The sequence below is a fragment of the Streptomyces sp. NRRL F-6492 genome (genome assembly GCF_001280125.1).
Lineage (GTDB): Bacteria > Actinomycetota > Actinomycetes > Streptomycetales > Streptomycetaceae > Streptomyces.
In genome coordinates this window covers 1-4,346 of record NZ_LGEG01000071.1, presented here as the reverse complement: position 1 = coordinate 4,346, position 4,346 = coordinate 1, and the positions used below count along the sequence as shown (strand labels likewise).

Genomic DNA, 4,346 nt, shown 5'->3' with positions numbered 1-4,346 from the left:
CGTCGGCGGGGAGGGCGGGCGTGGGGGGCGTGGGGATGAGGGGCGTGGGGGCGGGCGTGCTCGGGTCGCCGGTCGTACGGGTCGTGGGGTTCACGCGGAGGCCTCCGTGCCGAGGACGAGGTGGAGGAGGGGGAGGACGGCGTCCGCGCGCTCCGGGTCGGGGGCGGGGGCGAAGCCGGGCGCGCCGGGCGTGGAGGCGCTCGGGCCGCCGGCTCCGGGCCCCCGGGCGGCCAGCTCGCCGAGGGTGCGGCGCACGCCCGGCTCGTACGCCGAGAAGGTGCGGCGCAGCAGGGGCAGCACGTCGGTGAACGCCTCGGCCGGTACGGAGGCGAGCCAGGCGTCGACGAGGCCGCGGAGGCGCTCGTCGTGGACGAGGAGCAGTCCGCCGCCGGAGGCGGCGCCGGCGAAGCCGTCGATCCAGGCGGCGGCGTCGGGGGGCGGGGCGCCGGGCGAGAGGGCGCGGCCCATGAGGAGGGCGGCCCCGTCCTCGGGGAGCCGCCCCTCGTCGAGGAGGAGCCGGGCGGCCCGGCCCCGGAGGAGGCCGGGCACCCGGTCGTGCGCGGCGATCCGGTGCAGGACGCCGGTCCAGCGCTCGCGGATCCCCTCGGCGCCGGGCAGCAGGCCGAGGGCCCGGTGGACCTCGTCGATCCGCTCGCGCAGGGGTGCGGCGGCGTCGGGGGCGAGTCCGGCGCAGGCGGGCGGCAGGCCGACGCAGATCCGCTCGGCGAGTCCGGCGGCGACCTCGCCGAGGGCGGCGGTGCCGGTGCCCCGGACGTCGCCGTAGCGCAGGGAGCGGGCGAGGGCCGGGAGGGCGCGGGCGAGGTGGGTGACGTCGGTGTCGAGCGCGGCGCGGTCCGCGAGGGCCCGCATGACGACGGGGAGCGCGTCGGCGAGCCCGGCGAGGAGGCAGTCCTCGGCGAGGGCGGTGACGTCGGCGAGGGCGGTGGCGGCCCGGGCGCGGGCCTCGGCCCTGGCGGTGGCGGCGGTCTCGACGGTGGTGCCCCAGACACCGGCCTCGGCGACCCGGACGTGCAGCTCGGGCTCCCAGCGCAGCCGCCAGGTCTCGCGGAAGGTGCCGGTGCCGGTCCGGCCGGTGGCCGGTTCGCCCCAGTGGACGCCGAGGAGCCGCAGCCGGTGCAGCAGGCGGCTGCGGTCGCCGTCCGTCTCCTTGCGCAGGTCGAGCGCGAGTTCGCGCTCCTCCGCCTCGGGCTTGAGGCGCAGGGTGCGCTGGCGCCGGGTCAGGTCGCGCTGGAGGGGGACGGCGGGGGCATCGTCGGGCACCTCCCCGAGGACGTCCCCGACGACGAGGCGGTCCCGGACGAGGGCGAGCGGCACGTCGGAGCCCTCGCAGAGGACGGCGCGGACGGCGTCGGTCGTCTCGTCGAGGCCGGGGCGCGGGCGGCCGCGCAGGGCGGCGAGGGCCTCGGCGAGCCGGACGGCCTCGATGACGTGGGCGGAGGAGACGGGGTGGTCCTCGGCCCTGAGGAGCCCGGCGACCTTCGTCATCCAGCGCTCGACGGGCCGGTCGGGGGCGGTGAAGAGGTGCGCGTACCAGCCGGGGGCGTCGATGCCGGCGCCGTAGCCGGAGCGGCGGGCGAGCCTGCGGTGGGTCCAGGGGACCCAGGTCGTCCCGGTCCTCACCTTGGGCAGGCCCTTGAGGAGGGCCCGGTCGGCGGCGACGGTGGTGCGCAGGGCGAGGGCGGGGACGTGCCAGGCGCCGCAGACGACGGCGACGGAGTCCCCGAACTCCTTCCGCGCCGCGCGCAGTCGGAGCCGCATGTGCGCCTCGCGGACGAGGTCGCGGGGGTGTCCGCCGTGTCCGTACGCCTCGCGCAGGGCGCCCATGGCCTCGGCGAGGGCCCGGAACGGGGCGGCGGGGTCGCCGTCGCCGCGCAGCTCGACGACGTCCTCCCACCAGCGCTCGGCGTCCTCGTACCCGGCGGCCCCGGCCAGCTCCGCGACGGGGTCGATCCGCACCCCTTCCCCGGCGGCCTCCTCGTCGCCCTCGCCGTCGCCCCAGGTGGGGTCGGCGGCGAGGGTGTGCGCGGCGGGCAGGTCGACGAACCGGACGGCGGCGCCCCGGTCCAGGGCCCAGCGGATCGCGACCCACTCGGGCGAGAACTCGGCCATCGGCCAGAACGCGGCCCGGCCGGGGTCGTCCACGGCATGGGCGAGCAGCGCGACGGGCGGCCGCATGCCCGGGTCCGCCGCGAGCTCCACCAGCGCGTCGGCCTCGGCGGGCCCCTCGATCAGCACCGCGGCGGGCCGCTCCGCCTCCAGGACGGCCCGCACCCCGCGCGCGGACCCGGGCCCGTGATGCCGCACCCCGAGCAGCAGGGGCCCGCCGGAGGACGTACGCGGGGAACGGGTTCCGGGCGGGGTCGTGGCGGTGGACGGGGTCGTGGCGGCGGACGGGGTCCTGACGGCAGACGGGTTCGTGACGATGGACGGATCTGTAGCGGTGGACGGGGTCGTGGCGGTGGACGGGGTCGTGGCGGCGCGCGACGTCATGCGCTCACCTCGCGGCAGGCGCGGTAGAAGTCCTTCCAGCCGTCCCGCTCCCGGACGACCGTCTCCAGGTACTCCTGCCAGACGACCCGGTCGGCGGCCGGGTCGCGGACGACGGCGCCGAGGATGCCGGCGGCGACGTCCGCGGGCCGCAGGACGCCGTCGCCGAAGTGGGCGGCGAGGGCGAGGCCGCCCGTGACGACGGAGATGGCCTCGGCCGTGGAGAGCGTTCCCGAGGGGGACTTGACCTTCGTGCGCCCGTCGGCGGTGACTCCGTCCCGCAGTTCGCGGAAGACGGTGACGACCCGGCGGATCTCGGCCGCCCCGTCCGGCGGGGCCGGCAGCTCCAGGGAGCGTCCGAGCTGCTCGACGCGCCGGGCGACGATGTCGACCTCGTCCTCGGGGGTCGCGGGCAGCGGCAGCACGACCGTGTTGAAGCGGCGGCGCAGCGCGCTGGAGAGTTCGTTGACGCCCCGGTCGCGGTCGTTGGCCGTGGCGATGAGGTTGAAACCGGGAACGGCCTGCACCTCCTCCCCCAGCTCGGGGACGGGCAGGGTCTTCTCGGACAGGATCGTGATGAGGGCGTCCTGCACGTCGGCGGGGATGCGGGTGAGCTCCTCGACGCGGGCCGTCGTGCCCAGGGACATGGCCCGCATGACGGGGCTCGGCACGAGCGCGTCCCGGTCGGGGCCGTGGGCGAGGAGCCGGGCGTAGTTCCAGCCGTACCGGACGGCCTCCTCGGGGGTGCCGGCGGTGCCCTGGACGAGGAGGGTGGAGTCGCCGCTGACGGCGGCGGCGAGGTGCTCGGAGACCCAGGTCTTGGCGGTGCCGGGGACGCCGAGGAGGAGCAGCGCCCGGTCGGTGGCGAGGGTGGTGACGGCGACTTCCACGAGGCGGCGCGGGCCGACGTACTTGGGCGTGATCACGGTCCCATCGGGAAGCGTGCCGCCGAGGAGGTAGGTGGCGACGGCCCGGGGCGAGAGGCGCCAGCGGGCGGGCCGCGGCCGGTCGTCGGCCGCGGCGAGCGCCGCGAGTTCGGCGGCGAAGGCGTGCTCGGCGTGCGGTCGCAGGACCTCGGTGGAGGCCTGCGGCCGCCCCGGCGCGGTGTCCGTCTCGGCACCGCCACCGGGCTTCGCGATGGTTTCGGGCACGGGCATGGATCCCCCTCCAGATCGTTCGACCTGCTGTGCGATCCACCGTGCACCATGCCACTGACAATCCGATGTCACCGCTGGTCAGGGGCGGTTGGAGGGGCCGGTGCGCCCTCCGGGCGGGCGGGGTCAGCCGACGACCGGGGAGACGGCGACGCAGCCGCCCGCCATCGCCTGCTCGGCCTTGGCCTCCTTGATGACCTTGCCGTTGTAGGTGATCTTGCAGGTGAGGTCGGAGGGGTCGAGCGAGACCGGCATGACGGCCGGCGGCATGATCCCCTTCAGGGTCACCGTCTTCTTCCACGGGGTGGCGGGCTTCTTCTCCGACTCGATCTTCGGCTCCGTCGCGGTGCCGCCGCCGGCGTGGTAGTCGACGGACTCGACCGCGCCGCCGGTGACTTCGTACGTGACCTCGTAGGTCTCGTTCACGGACTTGTCGACCTGGTCGACGGCCTTCTCCGCGGCCTCCGAACAGGCGCCGAGGCCGAGGGCGAGGCCGGTGACGGCGAGGGCCGAGACGGCGGTGCGGACGGTACGGGTGGTGCGGACGGTACGGGCGGTGCGCTTCACGAGGGTCCCCCGGGGGTGTGGATGCGAGCGTGGATCTCGCGCAGGGAATCGTAAAGGGAGGGTAAAGTCAAATCCCTCCGCTCCTCTTCCGACCCCCTCCCCTCCCCGCTCCCGACT

Annotated in this window: 3 protein-coding genes; all 3 read right to left on the bottom strand. The window is 76.6% G+C overall.

Annotation, left to right across the window (positions count from 1 at the left end):
- Positions 1-90: 90 nt before the first annotated feature.
- The 3 genes from ADL08_RS08655 to ADL08_RS08645 all read right to left on the bottom strand — a co-directional run bounded on the left by ADL08_RS08655 (position 91) and on the right by ADL08_RS08645 (position 4,229).
- Positions 91-2,511 (bottom strand): DUF5682 family protein, encoded by a 2,421-nt coding sequence (locus ADL08_RS08655; RefSeq protein WP_234352059.1) that lies wholly within the window; start codon positions 2,509-2,511, stop codon positions 91-93.
- Entirely contained in the window at positions 2,508-3,665 is a 1,158-nt protein-coding gene (locus ADL08_RS08650; protein ID WP_053641485.1) for an ATP-binding protein, read from the bottom strand. Before ADL08_RS08650 ends, ADL08_RS08655 begins: the two co-directional genes overlap by 4 nt.
- Positions 3,666-3,788: 123 nt before the next feature.
- Entirely contained in the window at positions 3,789-4,229 is a 441-nt protein-coding gene (locus tag ADL08_RS08645) for an MmpS family transport accessory protein (RefSeq protein WP_053641484.1), read from the bottom strand.
- Positions 4,230-4,346 lie beyond the last annotated feature (117 nt).